The following is a 13,916-nucleotide window of genomic DNA, read 5'->3' on the forward strand; positions in this document are numbered from 1 at the left end:
AAGTGATGATTATCCTTAGTAAGAAAACAGTTTTACATACAAACGTGATTGTATATAATTTACAGTCGTTATTGAATGTAAGCAAGATATTTGTTTATAAGACATGGGGTTATATATGAAGGTACGTGTGATGAATCAAGGTCATACCAGTATGGGCGGGCTGTATGCTGGCAAAAAAATTGTCCTCGCCATGATGGCGGCTTTTACTCTGGTTTCCTGTAGTAAAGATGGACAGCAGGGAGCTCAGGCTGCTCCCCAGGCAATGCCCGTGACTGTACTGGAAATGCATCCAGCCAGCGTGCCTGTTTCCGCTGAGGCCGTAGCGCAGACAGAGGGTGCGCGCGAAGTGGAAATTCGTCCCCGTGTCGGTGGCATTTTGCTGAAGCGCTTGTATGACGAAGGAGCTCCCGTCAAGGAGGGCCAGGTGCTGTTTCAGATTGATCCAGTGCCATATCAAATCGCGCTTGAGCAGGCCAGAGCCCAATTGGAGCAGGCGCAAGCCAAAGTTGCCCAGACCCGTCGTGAGGCGGATCGTTTGAAGGGTTTGCTGGAATCTCATTCCATCAGTCAGCGGGAATATGACAATGCTGTTTCCGACAACGATGTCTCCAAGGCAGCGGTTTTACAGGCACAGGCTAGCGTGCGCGAAGCTGAGTTAAACCTTTCCTATACCAAGGTGACTGCGCCTGTTGGCGGCATATCTGGCCGCTTCCAGTTTTCCGAAGGCGCTTTGGTTTCTGCCAACAGCAGCCTGTTGACGACTGTGGTACAGCTTTCTCCGATCTGGGTACGTTTCAGTCTGTCTGATAATGAACTACAGCAGCTCGGTGGTGCGGTCACTGAAAAAAGCGTTAAGAAAATCACATTGAAGTTGCCTGACGGCTCTGAATATGACGAGGGCGGCAAGCTTAACTTTGCTGCAAGCCAGATTGATCCTGCACTAGGTACGCAGCAGTTACGAGCTACCTTTGTTAATGCGGGGCGCAAATTGCTGCCAGGCCAGTTTGTGCGTGCCAAGGTGGTTGTCGGCGAACGTGAAGGCGTATTCCTGGTGCCGCAGACAGCAGTGATGAGTTCCCAGCAGGGGCGTTTTGTTTATGTCGTGGATGAAAACAATCATGCTGCGGTGCGTCCGGTGGTGACGGGGGACTGGCAAGGCCGCGACTGGGTTATCCTGAACGGCTTGAACGCAGGCGAGAAGGTGGTTGTGGATAACCTGATCAAGATTCGCCCAGGCGCGCCATTGCAACCGCATCCTCCTGCAGAGCAGGGCGCACCTGCAGCCGAGCCGCAGAAATCTGCCGATAAAGCACATAGCAAGCTGGCGTAAGCGAGAACAATCATGACGAGATTTTTTATTACCCGACCGATATTTGCCTCGGTAGTATCGATCATCATTGTGCTGGCTGGACTTGCTGCCGCATTCCAGTTGCCAATTGCGCAATATCCGCAGATCGCACCGCCAACGGTCATGGTGACCGCGACCTATCCTGGTGCGAGTGCGGAAACGCTTTCCAAGACAGTCGCTGCGCCGATTGAGGAGCAGCTCAGCGGAATCGAGGGCCTGCTTTACTACCAGTCCAGCGCCGACTCCAGTGGCACCTTGACGATTACCGTGACCTTTGAAACCGGCACGGATGTGAATCAGGCGACGTTCAACGTCAGCAATCGCGTCAATATCGCTACTCCGCGCTTGCCAGAAGAGGTGCGGCGTACTGGTGTAGTGGTGCAGAAGCGCTCGAACGATATTCTGATGGCGTTGATGCTGATTTCTCCCAATAAAACCTATGATCCGCTCTACCTGAGCAACTACGTCACCCTGAATGTGCTGGATGAGTTGAAACGCGTCAAAGGTGTGGGCGATGCAACGGTATTCGGTACCCAGGATTACTCCATGCGCGTCTGGCTGCGGCCTGACCGTATGGCGCAATTGGGCGTGACAACCAGCGATATCGCGGCTGCCATTACCGCGCAAAATGCTCAGTACGCTGCGGGCCGTATTGGTCAGGATCCGGTGCCAGCGGATCAGCAGATCGTCTATACCGTGACAACCAAGGGGCGATTGGTCGAGCCTGCGGAGTTTGCCAATATCATTATCAAGGCCGATGGTCCGCGCGGTGTGCTGTACCTCAAGGATGTTGCCAGTGTTGAGCTGGGCGCACAGAACTACAATATCCGCACCACGCTGGATGGTCAGCCCGGTGCGGGTGTTCCTGTGTTCCTGCAGACTGGCGCCAATGCGCTGGATACGGCGAATGCCATCAAGGCCAAGATGGATGAACTCAAGGAGCGCTTCCCGGAGGACGTGGACTACCGCATTCCTTATGACACCAGTGATTTCGTCAAGGCTTCCATCGGCGAAGTGGTGCATACCCTGGCGGAAGCCATGGTGCTGGTGGTGCTGGTGGTGTTCCTGTTCCTGCAAAACTGGCGTGCGACCTTGATTCCTATCATTGCAGTACCGATTTCCCTGATCGGGACGTTTGCCGGTTTGTGGCTGTTTGGATTTTCCATTAACACTTTGACATTGTTCGCAATGGTGCTGGCGATCGGTATCGTGGTGGATGATGCGATCGTGGTGCTGGAAAATATCGAGCGGTTGATGAGTCAGGAGAAACTGTCACCACTGCATGCTGCGATCAAATCCATGGAGCAGGTGTCCAGCGCCGTGGTGGCGATTGTGCTGGTGTTGTGTGCCGTATTCGTGCCGGTGGCGTTCATGGGCGGTATCGCTGGTGAGCTTTATCGCCAGTTTGCGGTAACTGTTGCTGTCGCTGTAGTGATTTCCGGCATCGTGGCCCTGACATTGACGCCAGCGCTGTGTGCCATATTGCTCAAGCATGTGCATGGCGAATCGCGGTTGTTCAGGCCGTTCAACCGTGGCTTTGAAAAGCTGACCAACTTTTATACTGCAACAGTGGGTTTGACCTTGCGTCACCGCATTATCGGAGCGGTAGTGTTTATCGGCATCATTGCAGCCGGGGTTTATCTGTTCCGCACGGTGCCAACCAGTTTTGTGCCGCCTGAAGATCAGGGCTACGTCGTGACTGCAGCCATCATGCCGGATGGTGCCAGCCTTTCCCGTACCACCAATACCATGGAGCGGGTGCGCAAGGCGATTTCCGAAGACCCGGCAGTGGCCAGCCAGTTCGTTATCAATGGTTTCGACTTGATCGGCGGTGGCAACAAGACTAGCGCCGCGACCATGTTTGTGCGGATGAAGGATTGGGATGAGCGTACTACCACTGCGGAGCAGATCGTGCAACGCTTGTTTGGTATTGGCATGATGCAGACGGACGGCATGGCGATTGCTTTCAATCCACCTGCCATTCGTGGATTGGGTAGCTCAGGCAGTATGGAAATGTATATCCAAAGCCGTGGAGATACGAATCCGCTGCATTTGTCGGAAGTGATTAATAACCTGATAGATGCTATGCGCAAGGAGCCGCGTCTGACCGGTATCAATACCTTCTTCCGTCCCACTGTGCCGCAATTGTCGATTGAGGTGGATGAAGCCAAGGCATTGTCCTTGGGCGTGGCGATTGCAGATGTATATGCCACCTTGCAAAGTACCATGGGGTCGTTGTATATCAATGACTTCAACCGCATGGGGCGTACCTATCGCGTGCAATTGCAGGCAGAGCCAGCCTATCGCATGACGCCGGAAGATATAGGGCGTGTCTATGTGCGCTCTGCAACTACTGGTGAAATGGTACCGATGTCCGCCCTGAGCAAGGTGCGTGAAATTGTTGGTGCCGAGCAATTAGAGCGATATCAGGGTCTGCTGGCCGCCAAGGTAATGGCAGGCGGCGCGCCTGGCGTCAGTTCCGGTGATGCGATCAAGCTGGTCGAGAAAATTGCCAATGAAACCTTGCCTGATGGCTACCAGTTGGCATGGACCAGCCAGGCCTACCAGGAAAAGTTGACAGGGCATGCCGCGATTTTCGCCTTTAGTTTCGCGATCATCATGGTGTTCCTGATCCTGGCTGCGCAGTTTGAAACCTGGGCCTTGCCCCTGGCGGTGATCATGGCAGTGCCGTTCGCACTGGTGGGCGCATTGTTGGCAGTGCTATTCCGAGGCATGCCAAATGACATCTACTTCCAGATCGGCCTGGTGACACTGGTTGGCCTGGCGGCGAAAAATGCGATCCTGATTGTGGAATTTGCCAGCCAGAAGCTGGAAGAGGGCTTGCCGATCAAACAAGCGGCGATTGAGGCTGCGCGCCTGCGTTTCCGCCCGATTGTCATGACCTCAATGGCCTTCGTGCTGGGTATCGTGCCACTGGTGATTGCCACAGGCGCGGGCGCTGCTGCGCGTCAATCCATGGGTACAGGCGTGTTCGGCGGCATGTTGATGGCGACTTTCATTGCCACTATCTTTATACCGATGTTCTTTACGTGGTTGTCTGGCAACACCAGTAGCCGTGTGCATCACGATGACTTCAAGGAAACAGCATGATGTTGCGTATGAATTTAATACATGTTGCTGTCGCGTTGGCATTGACAGGCTGCATGGTCGGACCTGATTACCAGCGGCCTGAAACCAAGCTGCCGACCAGTTTCAGCGTGGCGGATGGCGCACAGGAAAATGGACAGGCTGCACTCGAACTGGATCATTGGTGGGAGAATTTTCATGATCCAGTATTGAATGACCTCATGAATAAAGCCTTTGCCGACAATCTGGATATTGTCAGGGCAGTGGCGAGGATCGAGGAGGCCGAGGCTGCCCTGCGTGAAGCAGGTGCTCTGCTGTATCCACAGGTTGACCTGAGTTCCAGCGGGGCGCGGCAACGCGTCACGGAAACCGGTGCAGTGCCGTTGTCTTCCACGATGCCGACGATCCGTGAGAGCGTCAACCTGCAATTGGGGACTTCTTTCGAGCTCGATTTCTGGGGCAAGCTGCGCCGCGCACGCGAGGCGGCGCGCGCCGAGGCGTTGGGAACCTACTTTGCCAAGGATACGGTAAGCCTTTCGCTTTCAGGGCTGGTTGCCAACAATTATCTCCTGCTACGCAGTCTGGAAGCCCAGATTGCTGTGTCGCAAGACAGCCTGAAAAGCCGGGAAGAAAGCCTGACGCTGACCAGGCGTTTGTTCGATGGTGGCGCTGTTTCAATGCTGGATGTGCATCAGGCGGAAGTGGCTAATTCCAACTTGGTGGCGCAGATTGCGGACCTAGTGCGCCAACGCGAAGTCGTGCAACACCAGCTTGCCGTGCTGACCGGTGATCTCACGTTGCGGGTGCCGGATGGCGACATTCATAATTTGCCGATCCCACCAGTACCGCCAGTTGGCTTGCCTTCGAGCTTGCTTGAGGCCAGACCGGATGTGCGAGAAGCCGAGCAGATCTTGATCTCGGAAAATGCGCAGATTGGTGTGGCGAAAGCGGCATTGTTCCCAACCATCAGCCTGACTGCCATCTACGGCGGCGAAAGCGCGGATTTGAGCAATCTGCTGAAAGCGCCTTCACGCATCTGGTCGGCAGGTTTCGGCCTGAGCCTGCCTATTTTCAACGCCGGACGACTGTCAGCCAGGGTAGACCAGGCAACGGCAAGGCAGAAACAGGCCGTGGCTGGATATCAAGGCACGATTCAAACCGCGTTTAAGGAAGTGAATGATGCGCTGGTAACCGTACGGCAAAATCGTGAGCGTGAAGATGCGCTGAATATCAGCCAGGAGTCCGCCAAGAAAGCCTGGCAGATTGCCGAAAACCGCTATAAGTCTGGTTATTCCGCCTATCTGGATGTGCTGGATTCGCAACGCACCTACAACGATGCTGCGCTGACCTTTATTCAGAGCCGCCAAGCCCGACTGACGGCGACGGTGGATTTGTTCAAGGCGCTGGGCGGCGGCTGGAAAACTGCGCAGGGGTATGAGCAGGCCGAGCAGCAAGCCGGGAACTGATCTCGCTTGAATAGTGAAGTGAAAACCGGGCATGTCCCGGTTTTCTTTTATGAGTGTCCAGATGCTGAATGCGACTGTGTTGGATGCCCATGTTAAAATTCTACCTTTTCACTGATAGTTGCCTGCCATGACCGTACGCACCCGTTTTGCTCCTAGCCCCACTGGATTTCTTCATATTGGCGGTGCCAGGACTGCCTTGTTTTCCTGGGCTTTCGCGCGCAAGCATGCGGGACAGTTTGTGTTGCGTATCGAGGATACGGATGTAGCGCGATCCACGCCTGAAGCAGTGCAGGCCATCCTGGATGGCATGAGCTGGCTGGGCTTGGAGTGGGATGAAGGCCCGTTCTATCAGATGCAGCGTATGGATAGATATAAGGAAGTCATCCGGAAACTGCTGGATGAAGGCAAGGCCTACCATTGTTATTGCAGCAAGGAAGAGTTGGATATCCTGCGCGAGCAACAGATGAAAGAAGGTAAGAAACCGCGTTATGACGGCCGTTGGCGTCCCGAAGCAGGCAAGGCATTGCCTGATATGCCGGCAGATATTCCGCCGGTGATACGCTTCAAGAATCCTTTGAGCGGCAATGTGGTGTGGAATGACTTGGTCAAGGGGCAGATCAGCATTTCCAATGAAGAATTGGATGACCTGATCATTGCGCGTGCCGACGGCACGCCGACTTATAACTTCTGCGTAGTGGTGGACGATTGGGACATGGGCATTACCCAGGTAATTCGTGGCGACGACCATGTGAATAACACGCCACGTCAGATCAACTTGCTGCATGCGCTTGGGGCGGATATTCCGCAATATGCCCACCTCTCCATGATTCTGGGCGACGATGGACAGAAACTATCCAAACGCCATGGTGCGGTCAGCGTGATGCAGTATCACGAAGATGGCTATTTGCCTGAAGCCGTGCTGAATTATCTTGCCCGACTGGGCTGGTCACATGGTGACGATGAGATTTTCAGCATGGCACAATTCTGCGAATGGTTCGATCTCGACCATATCACGCCATCTGCGGCGCAGTTCAACACTGAAAAACTTAACTGGCTCAATGCACATTACATCAAGCAAGCCGACCTGGGCCGTTTGGCAGAAGATATCGCCCAGCGCTTGGCTAAGGCTGGCGTGACTGTTCATCCTGGCGTGGATCTGCAAGCTGTGATCGCGCTTTATCGCGACCGTGCCAATACTCTTAACCAGCTCGCCGATAGTATTGCTTATTTCTACCAGAAACCACAGATTGATGTGGCGGCATTGGCAAAGCATGTGACGCCGGAGATATTGCCGGTGCTCACTGCCTTGTTCGAGAGGTTGGAGGATATGAATTGGACGCAGGAAAGACTACACGAAGCTATTGAGGCTGCTGTGACTGAAAATGGCTTGAAATTCCCGAAGATCGCCATGCCATTGCGCGTCATGCTGACTGGCGGCGCGCAATCTCCCAGTATCGATGCAGTGATGGCACTCTTGGGCAGGGACGAGGGATTGGCTCGTATAAAGGCTGTTTTGCAGGCTTAATAGTTTTAAAGAAAGGGTATAAATTAATTCCCTTAAAAAAGCCTGCTCCACGGTAGAACAATTTAGCGGGCAGGCAGTCCTAATGTGAAGTTGATGGGGTTGAAGCGTTAAAAACAGGCTTGTTTTTCAGTAAATCGGCCCCATCAATGAGAAGCTTGGGTTTGTTGGGTCTTGCATAGCAAATCTCTGGCTTGGGGAAAGTTTTTCACGTACAGTTACTCGGCAGAATAAAACTCCCTATATATACAACTACAAGTTAAAGGAGCATCAAAATGAGCGTTAAAGGGCAGATGTTACAAGACCCCTTCCTGAACACGTTGCGCAAGGAGCACGTGCCTGTTTCCATTTATCTCGTTAACGGGATCAAGCTGCAGGGGCAGGTGGATTCTTTTGATCAATATGTCATCCTGCTCAAGAATACTGTCACCCAGATGGTATACAAGCATGCTATTTCCACTATCGTGCCTGGCCGCGCGGTTTCCATTCCACATGGGCCAGCCCCCTCATCTGAAGGTTGATCGTCGTTGAGTCTCTATCTATATGTTTGATCGGCCAGTCGGTGGGGATGCTGCCGTACTGGTGAGCGTGGATTTTGGTGATTCGGGGTATGAGGACAGTCTGCAAGAGCTACGGCAACTTGTAATCAGTGCAGGCATGTCGATTGCAGGAGTGGTGGAAGGTTGTCGCCCAAAACCGGACCCCAAGTTTTTTGTTGGCAGCGGCAAGGCTGACGAATTGCTTGCCTCCATGCAGGCAGTGGAAGCCAAGGTCGCAGTATTCAATCACGACCTCAGCCCTTCCCAGCAGCGTAATCTCGAAAGGTTGCTCGAAGCGAGGGTGATAGACAGGACTGGATTGATTCTGGATATCTTTGCGCAGCGCGCGCAAAGCCACGAGGGCAAGCTACAGGTCGAGCTTGCTCAGCTTGAGCATTTGTCCACACGGCTGGTGCGCGGCTGGACTCACCTCGAACGGCAAAAAGGCGGTATCGGCGTTCGCGGTGGCCCAGGTGAAACCCAGCTTGAACTGGATAGGCGCATGTTGCGTATTCGCGTCAAGCAATTGCGCGAAAAGCTAGATAAGCTCAAGCAACAACGTGGTATGCAGCGCCGAGCTCGTCGGCGTTCTCAAGTGCTTTCTGTTTCTCTGGTTGGGTATACCAATGCAGGCAAGTCAACCTTGTTCAATCGGCTGACCCAGTCTGGCGTTTATGCGGCAGACCAGTTGTTCGCCACCCTGGATACTACTTCGCGCAAGCTTTATATTCCCGATGGCGGTCCCGTGGTGATCTCTGATACGGTGGGGTTCATCAAGCATTTGCCGCATGCCCTGGTGGAAGCTTTCGGCGCAACGCTGGAAGAGGCGGCGCAAGCTGACCTGCTGTTTCATGTGGTGGATGTGGCCAGTGAGAGTCGAGATGAGCAGGTCGAGCAGGTGAATCTGGTGTTGTCCGAAATTGGCGCGCAGGATGTGCCGCAGATACTGGTGCTGAACCAGATTGATCGTGTCGGAATCGCACCGGGGCTGGATCGTGACGAATATGGTAGAATCTCGAAAATACGCGTGTCTGCCATGACTGGCGAGGGAATGGATCTGTTGCGTCAAGCATTGCTTGAGCACCAGCGGACATTGCACGATAAACTGTCTCAATCTTACCTTAACGCATAATTTATTGATTTTTCGGAGTAATGCATGGCTAACGATCCCGGTTGGGGCAATCGTAACAACGATGGTCCGCCCGATTTGGATGAAGTGTTCCGACAGCTCAGTCGCAAGCTGAACGGTTTGTTTGGAAGAAATGGCGGGGCAGGTGAACCTCCAGAAGCCAAGGCAATTCCTGTATTGCCAGTATTGGGTTTGGTGGCTGTGATCTGGTTCGCAACAGGCTTTTATATTGTTGATCAGGGTTCCCGTGGGGTAGTGCTGCGTTTTGGCAAGCATGTCGAAACGACCATGCCGGGGCCGCGCTGGCACTTGCCTTATCCGGTTGAAAGCGTGACTGTGGTCAACATGGAGCAGGTACGTACTGTGGAAGTCGGCTATCGTTCTGCTGAGGGTGGCAGCGGTCGTGGGCGTGAGCTCAGGGAATCTCTCATGCTGACGGATGACGAAAATATCATCGATCTGCAGTTTGCCGTGCAATATAACCTGAAGAATGTGGAAGATACGCTCTTCAACAATCGCTTTGCAGAGGAGTCTGTACGCGGCATTGCCGAAACGGCTATCCGTGAAATTGTGGGCAAGAGCAAGATGGACTTTGCCTTGTACGAAGGGCGTGAAGAGATTGCTGCGTTGACGAAGAAGATGATGCAGGAAATACTCGACCGTTATTCCACCGGCGTGAATGTTGTCAACGTAACGATGCAGAATGCTCAACCTCCTGAGCAGGTGCAGGCCGCTTTTGATGATGCTGTGAAGGCTGGTCAGGATCGGGAGCGTCAGAAAAACGAAGGCTATGCCTACGCCAATGATGTAGTCCCGCGTGCGCACGGTACTGCTTCCCGTCTCTTGGAAGAGGCGGCAGGTTACAAGTTGCGCGTCGAAAATGAGGCAACGGGTAACGCAAGCCGCTTCGAGCAGATTCTGACTCAATATCAGCGTGCTCCTGAAGTAACGCGCCAGCGTTTGTACCTGGACGCCCAGGAGCAGATCATGTCCAGTGTCAGCAAGGTGATTGTTGACCAGAAGGGTAATAATAGCTTGCTGTATTTGCCACTTGATAAATTGCTTTCCGCTTCCGGTGCGCATCCTTCTGCTGCGGCTGTACAGCCTGTTACGCCAAGTAGCTTGCCGGAACTGGATACTGCCAATGTTCAGCGTTCACGTGACTCATTCCGTAGCCGTGACAGGGAGAGTCGATAATGAAAAATCTTGGAACAGTGTTGATAGGCCTGATTGCAGCCTTGCTGCTGTTGAGCTTGTCTGCTTTCAGTGTAGATCAGCGTGAATATGCCTTGGTATTCCGCCTAGGCGAAATCGTGTCGGTGAAGAAGGAGCCAGGCCTTTACTTCAAGGTACCGCTGGTGGACAACGTTCGCTATTTCGATAAGCGTATCCTGACCTTGAACTGGGTGGAGCCTGATCGTTTCCTGACCAGCGAGAAAATGAACGTGCTGGTGGATTCATTCATCAAGTGGCGCATTGTCGACCCTGCTAAATACTATGTCTCCGTCAAGGGCGACGAATTGCAGGCAGAGCGACGCCTGTCGCAAACAGTGAATGACGGGCTGCGTGCCGAGTTTGGTAAGCGCACTATTCATGAGGTAGTGTCGGGCGAGCGTAGTCAGATTATGGATATCCTGCGCGAACGTGCTGACCGTGATTCGCGCCAGATGGGTATCCAGGTGCTGGATGTACGCTTGCGCCGCGTGGACTTGCCGCAAGAAGTTAGTGAGTCTGTATATCAGCGTATGGAAGCAGAGCGTAAGCGTGTGGCCAATGAACGCCGTTCGCTTGGTGCCAGTGAAGCTGAAAAAATCCGTGCGGATGCCGATAAGCAGCGTGAAATCATTGTTGCTGAAGCATTCAGCGAAGCGCAAAAAATCAAGGGTGAGGGCGATGCCAAAGCTGCAGAAATCTATTCTCAGGCTTATAGCAAGAATCCTGAGTTCTATGCCTTTTACCGCAGCCTGGATGCTTACCGCAACAGCTTCAAGAGCAAGAGCGATGTGATGGTGCTTGAGCCTAATTCTGATTTCTTCAAATATATGCGCAACTCTGGCCGCACAGGCGGCGCGAGCAAGTAATCAGGAAAGCTCACCTTGAATTCCAGCTTGTTGCTTGCTTTCGGCCTGGTGTTGGTGATTGAGGGAGTATTGCCTTTGATCGCGCCACAGGCCTGGAAGCAGACATTCCAACGCATGGTGGAAATGAAGGATGGGCAGCTGCGTTTTGTCGGGCTGATTTCAATGCTCGCAGGACTGGTGATTGTGCTCCTGTCGCACTAGCCTAAAAATCTCAAAAAATAATGATACGTAACTGGTTACTTCCTGAATACATTGAAGATGTGCTCCCCACAGAGGCGGCTCGTGTTGAGCAATTGCGCCGTAATCTGTTGGATTTGTTCAAGGTGCATGGTTATCAATATGTGATTCCTCCCATGATGGAATATATGGAGTCACTGACAGCCGGTATTGGCCATGATCTAGATCTTGCCACTTTCAAGGTGGTCGATCAATTGACTGGCAAGCTTATGGGTATCCGGGCGGATATGACGCCGCAAACTGCGCGTATTGATGCTCATATGCTGGATAACCAGGGAGTGACCCGCCTGTGCTATGCCGGAAGTGTGTTGCGTACTACGCCGGATGGCCTGGCCCGCAGCCGCGAGCCTTTGCATGTGGGTGCCGAGCTTTATGGGCATGCGGATATCGAAAGCGATATTGAAATCCAGCGGTTGATGGTCAAGGCTTTGCATGCCGTCGGATTAGGTACCTTATACATTGATATCAGCCATGTCGGTATTTTTGACAGCCTGGTAGAAGGTGTGGAGCTTGATGAAACCCTGGAGCAGGAGTTGTATGCTGCTTTGCAAAGCAAGGACCAAGCTGCTGTGCGCGAATTAGGGCGTAGCCTGAGCCAGGATATCTTGGCCGCTTTGTGTGCGTTGACCGAGCTAAATGGGGATGTCAGCGTGCTGGATGAGGCGGTCAGGCGCTTGCCGCAGACTGCCCGCATCCAGCACGCGCTGAATGATTTGAGAGCAATCGGCGCGAGTCTGGCTGACCTTGATGTCAAGGTTTGTTTTGATCTTGCAGAGTTGCGTGGATACCACTATCACAGCGGTGTGGTCTTCGCGGCTTACGCGCAAGGATATGCCGGTCCTCTGGCAAGAGGCGGACGCTATGACGAAGTGGGAGCAATTTTTGGCCGTGCTCGCCCGGCAACGGGATTCAGTCTTGATTTGCGAGGGGTGGTGAGTTCATTGCCAGTGGTCGAGATGACGAACGCCATATTTGCTCCATCAATGGGCGATGCATTGCTGGACGAGACAATTGAGAGCCTGCGTTCCCAAGGGCATATAGTGATTCAGGATCTGCCAGGGCAGGAATCTCATCGCGCGGAATTGGGCTGTGATCGCATGCTGGTTCAGCAAAATGGCGAGTGGGTTGTAATTGCCGCTCCCGAGTTATAAATCTATCTATTGGATCTATTCATGAGTAAGAACGTCGTTGTTATCGGTACCCAATGGGGGGATGAGGGTAAAGGTAAGATCGTGGATTGGCTGACCGATCATGCCCAAGGTGTAGTGCGCTTCCAGGGTGGTCATAATGCCGGGCATACGCTGGTCATTGGCCAAGGCGCTTCACAGCGTGAGTACAAGCTGAACCTGGTGCCTTCCGGCATTGTCCGGGAGGGTGTGAATTGCTATATCGGCAACGGCGTGGTGTTGGATGCCAACCATCTTCTTTTCGAGATTGATGGTTTGGAAAAAGCCGGGCTTGAAGTGCGCAATCGGCTGAAAGTTAGCCCTGGATGTCCCCTGATTCTTGATTACCATGTGCGGCTGGACAAGGCGCGCGAAGCTGCGCGTGACCCGGGCCGCAAAATTGGCACCACAGGCAAGGGCATAGGTCCAACTTATGAGGATAAGGTTGCGCGCCGTGCTTTGCGTGTTTACGATCTGTTCTATCCTGAGCAGTTTGCGGAAAAGCTGCGCGAAGTGCTGGATTACCACAATTTTGTACTGACGAAATACTTGAACACAGAAGCCGTGGATTATCAGCAGCAGCTTGACGATGCGCTGTCCAAGGCGCCATTGCTGCAACCATTGATCACCGATATTTCCGCTGCGCTCTATGATGCCAACAAGGCAGGTCAAAACCTGTTGTTTGAGGGCGCGCAGGGTACCTTGCTGGATGTGGATCACGGTACTTATCCTTATGTGACTTCCTCCAACTGTATTTCCGGTCAGGCTGCGGCTGGTACCGGGGTCGGACCTGGCATGCTGCATTATGTACTGGGCATTACCAAGGCTTACACCACGCGCGTGGGCGGCGGCCCATTCCCGAGCGAGCTCGACATTGAAACCGAGGATTGCCCAGGCTACCAGATGTCCACCAAGGGCCGTGAAATTGGCACCGTCACTAAGCGCAAGCGCCGCTGTGGCTGGTTCGATGCTGCGGCATTGCGCCGTTCTGCGCGCATCAATGGTTTGACCGGTTTGTGCATCACCAAGCTGGATGTGCTGGATGGTATCAGGGAGCTGAATATTTGCACCGGTTATGAGCTGGATGGCAAGCCGGTTGATCTGCTGCCTGTAGGCGCGGAAGATGTTGCGCGTTGCCAGCCGGTTTATGAAACCTTGCCCGGCTGGGATGAAAACACCTTCGGCATTAGCCGCTGGGAGGATTTGCCGCTCAACGCCCGCAATTACCTGAAACGTCTGGAAGCCTTGTGCGAGGTGCCGGTGGATATTGTTTCCACAGGGCCCGAGCGCGACGAAACCATTGTGTTGCGCCATCCATTTGGAGTGTAAGGCTGGCGTGAA

11 protein-coding genes are annotated in these 13,916 nt (G+C 53.4%); all 11 read left to right on the forward strand.

Features of this window, described 5'->3' with window-relative positions; genetic code table 11:
• Positions 1-130 precede the first annotated feature (130 nt).
• Positions 131-1,330 (forward strand): efflux RND transporter periplasmic adaptor subunit, encoded by a 1,200-nt coding sequence (locus V7Z75_RS03495; protein WP_334107222.1) that lies wholly within the window; start codon positions 131-133, stop codon positions 1,328-1,330.
• Between the two features lie 12 nt (positions 1,331-1,342).
• Positions 1,343-4,459 carry an efflux RND transporter permease subunit gene (locus V7Z75_RS03500; RefSeq protein WP_334107223.1) on the forward strand — a complete coding sequence of 1,039 codons (3,117 nt, stop codon included), beginning with the start codon at positions 1,343-1,345 and terminating at the stop codon, positions 4,457-4,459.
• An 8-nt stretch (positions 4,460-4,467) separates the two neighbouring features.
• Positions 4,468-5,901: an efflux transporter outer membrane subunit gene (locus V7Z75_RS03505; RefSeq protein WP_442919860.1), complete on the forward strand. Its 1,434-nt coding sequence runs from the start codon at positions 4,468-4,470 to the stop codon at positions 5,899-5,901.
• Between the two features lie 127 nt (positions 5,902-6,028).
• Positions 6,029-7,426, forward strand: coding sequence for a glutamate--tRNA ligase (gene gltX, locus V7Z75_RS03510; RefSeq protein WP_334107225.1), 1,398 nt, complete (start codon positions 6,029-6,031; stop codon positions 7,424-7,426).
• A 272-nt stretch (positions 7,427-7,698) separates the two neighbouring features.
• Positions 7,699-7,944, forward strand: coding sequence for an RNA chaperone Hfq (gene hfq, locus V7Z75_RS03515; protein ID WP_334107226.1), 246 nt, complete (start codon positions 7,699-7,701; stop codon positions 7,942-7,944).
• 22 nt (positions 7,945-7,966) lie between these two features.
• Positions 7,967-9,094 carry a ribosome rescue GTPase HflX gene (hflX, locus tag V7Z75_RS03520; RefSeq protein WP_334107227.1) on the forward strand — a complete coding sequence of 376 codons (1,128 nt, stop codon included), beginning with the start codon at positions 7,967-7,969 and terminating at the stop codon, positions 9,092-9,094.
• A 24-nt stretch (positions 9,095-9,118) separates the two neighbouring features.
• Entirely contained in the window at positions 9,119-10,288 is a 1,170-nt protein-coding gene (gene hflK / locus V7Z75_RS03525) for an FtsH protease activity modulator HflK (RefSeq protein ID WP_334107228.1), read from the forward strand.
• Complete coding sequence (hflC, locus tag V7Z75_RS03530; RefSeq protein WP_334107229.1) at positions 10,288-11,172, forward strand: protease modulator HflC; 885 nt, start codon at positions 10,288-10,290, stop codon at positions 11,170-11,172. The genes hflK and hflC overlap by 1 nt, the downstream gene beginning before the upstream one ends.
• Positions 11,173-11,187: 15 nt before the next feature.
• Positions 11,188-11,373, forward strand: a complete 186-nt coding sequence (locus tag V7Z75_RS03535) for a DUF2065 domain-containing protein (RefSeq protein ID WP_334107230.1) — start codon at positions 11,188-11,190, stop codon at positions 11,371-11,373.
• A 23-nt stretch (positions 11,374-11,396) separates the two neighbouring features.
• Positions 11,397-12,560, forward strand: coding sequence for an ATP phosphoribosyltransferase regulatory subunit (locus V7Z75_RS03540; RefSeq protein WP_334107389.1), 1,164 nt, complete (start codon positions 11,397-11,399; stop codon positions 12,558-12,560).
• A gap of 21 nt (positions 12,561-12,581) precedes the next feature.
• A complete protein-coding gene (locus tag V7Z75_RS03545) occupies positions 12,582-13,904 on the forward strand; it encodes an adenylosuccinate synthase (RefSeq protein ID WP_334107231.1) in 1,323 nt (440 codons plus the stop codon).
• Positions 13,905-13,916 lie beyond the last annotated feature (12 nt).

The sequence above is a fragment of the Methylobacillus sp. genome (assembly GCF_036844465.1).
Taxonomy (GTDB): domain Bacteria; phylum Pseudomonadota; class Gammaproteobacteria; order Burkholderiales; family Methylophilaceae; genus Methylobacillus.